The sequence below is a fragment of the Nocardioides sp. P5_C9_2 genome, assembly GCF_054049555.1.
In genome coordinates this window covers 1-2,200 of sequence record NZ_JBFUMD010000572.1, presented here as the reverse complement: position 1 = coordinate 2,200, position 2,200 = coordinate 1, and the positions used below count along the sequence as shown (strand labels likewise).

At 74.7% G+C, this 2,200-nt stretch carries 3 protein-coding genes; all 3 read right to left on the bottom strand.

Going from position 1 to position 2,200, the window contains the following annotated elements; translation table 11 throughout:
- Window positions 1-139: 139 nt before the first annotated feature.
- A complete protein-coding gene (locus ACXJKL_RS19775; protein ID WP_457208708.1) occupies window positions 140-691 on the bottom strand; it encodes a protein-L-isoaspartate O-methyltransferase family protein in 552 nt (183 codons plus the stop codon).
- Between the two features lie 190 nt (window positions 692-881).
- The gene (locus ACXJKL_RS19770; protein ID WP_457208707.1) at window positions 882-1,772 is read right to left on the bottom strand and encodes a DUF1295 domain-containing protein; all 891 of its coding nucleotides are present in this window, start codon (window positions 1,770-1,772) and stop codon (window positions 882-884) included.
- Window positions 1,769-2,200, bottom strand: a 432-nt coding sequence (locus tag ACXJKL_RS19765; protein WP_457208706.1) for a class I SAM-dependent methyltransferase, incomplete at its 5' end; no start/stop codon positions are given. The genes ACXJKL_RS19765 and ACXJKL_RS19770, both read right to left, overlap by 4 nt.

Genomic DNA, 2,200 nt, shown 5'->3' with positions numbered 1-2,200 from the left:
GGGCCTGAGCACCACCGGGCTCGCCCAGTGGTGGCTAGACGTGACACGGTGAAGGCAGTTCGTCACGCCCACCCCGGCGCGCAGGCGTGGGGCGCTCGGCGGGCCCGCGAACTGCCCGCGTCGTGCACGCCGGGCGGGCTCAGCGCAGCGGCACGAAGCGGTAGCCGCCGTGCTCGGTGACCACGGGCCCGGGCATGACGACGAGGGTCATCCGGCCGGCGACCGGGATGACCAGGCGACCGGCAGGGCCCAGCTGCTGCACCAGCTCGTCCGGGAGGGACCGCGGCTCCGCCGAGACCAGGATCCGGTCGTACGGCGCGTGGTCCGGGTCGCCGAGCACGCCCGGCGTGGCCTGCCGGATCCGCGCCCAGGGCTGGCGGGTGGCCGCGAGACGGGTCGTTCCGAACGTGACAAGCGCGGGCTCCAGCTCGACGCCGAGGATCTCGCCGGCGGGGCCGACCAGGTGGGCGAGCAGCGCCGTCGTCCATCCCGATCCCGAACCCACGTCGAGGACGCGGTGGCCCGGATGCACCTCGAGCAGCCGCAGCATGGCGTCGACGGTGCGCGGCTGCGAGTTCGTCTGGCCGGCCGCGATCAGGAGCGGGCCGTCGTGCGCGGCCCGTCGGCGCACGGACGCCGGCAGGAACCCCGTCCGTGGGTGGGCGGCGAAGGCTGCCTCGACGGCGTCCATGCCTTCGAGTCTGGCCCGGACGGCGCGAGACGGCCACCCCTGGGGGGAGGGGGTGGCCGTCTCGGCCCGGGGGGAGAGACACGTCCCTGCTACCGCCCGGTGCCCCAGGTGACATGGTCGACCGGGGGCACGCGGAACGGTTCTACCGCATGCCCGGGCGACGCGTGGCTCGCTTGACGAGATCTTGAGGTCAGGCCCGATCGCCGCGGGGCGGCTCTGCCCGATCGCCGCGGGGCGGCTCTGCCCGATCGCCGCGGGGCGGCTCTGCCCGATCGCCGCGGGGCGGCTCTGCCCGATCGCCGCGGGGCGGCTCTGCCCGATCGCCGCGGGGCGGCAGCGGCACGAACATCGACGTCCGCGCGGCGTACTCCGGGTAGCCGGGCCGCTGCATCATGGTCCGCTCGAGCAGCCGGGCCCCGGTCGCGTAGGCCAGGAACCAGGTCATCGCGATCGGCGCGACCACGGTGAGCAGCCCGGCCAGCCAGCCGGTGGCCAGCGCCCCGGCCAGCCAGATCCCCCACCAGACGCACGCGTCGCCGAAGTAGTTGGGGTGCCGCGTGTAGCGCCACAGCCCCCGCTCCATCACCGGCGGCTTGCTGTCCTTGGGCAGTGCCTTGTACGCCGCCAGCTGGGCGTCGCCGACCGACTCGAACACGAGCCCGACCAGCCAGACGACGGCGCCGAGGGCGACGAGCCAGGTCCAGCGGACGTCGTACGCGCCGGCGACCATGATCGGCAGCGAGATGACGAACGCCGCGAGCGCCTGGACCAGGAACACCTTGCGGACCGCGAGGGAGAAGCCGCCGTCGCCGAGGAGCTCCGCGTAGCGCGGGTCCTCGCCGTGTCCGCGCGAGCGCTTGCCGATGTGCCAGGCCAGACGCCCGCCCCAGACGGTCACCAGGCCGGCGAGCAGCCAGGAGTGCCAGTCGGCGGACCAGGCGGCGACGGCGATCGCGACGGCGACGAACATCAGCCCCCACGCAACGTCGACGACGGCGACCCGGCCGACCTTGCGGCTGACGACGACCGTCACCCCCATCACCGCCGCGACGGCGGCGAGTGCGATGAGGGCGGCGGTCACCACGAGCGGACGGCCGGCAGGGTGTGCGCGGCGCCGGGTCGCACGGCGAGGATCTGGTCGACGCCCATCCGGCCGTCGCGGAAGGCCATCGCCCCGCCCACGAGGTAGAGCCGCCAGACGCGCACGACCTCCTCGCCGACGAGCTCGGTGAGCCGCGGCAGGTTGGCCTCGAAGCGCTCCAGCCACCCGGCCACGGTGAGGACGTAGTGCTCGCGCATGCCGTGCACGTCGCGCACCTCGAGGCCGCCGGCCTCGATCATGGCGACGGTCTCGCCGACCGGGCGCATGTGCATGTCCGGGGCGATGAACGACTCGATGAAGGGGCCACCGCCCGGGTGCTTGCCGCCGTTGCGGCCCTCCCGCGACATCTGCTGGACGAGCACGCGCCCGCCGGGGCGGACGGAGCGGTGCAGCACCGAGACGTACGT

Excerpts from the sequence above, each read along its gene's own strand:
- ACXJKL_RS19775 (WP_457208708.1), bottom strand. The coding sequence starts at position 691 with ATGGACGCCGTCGAGGCAGCCTTCGCCGCCCACCCACGGACGGGGTTC.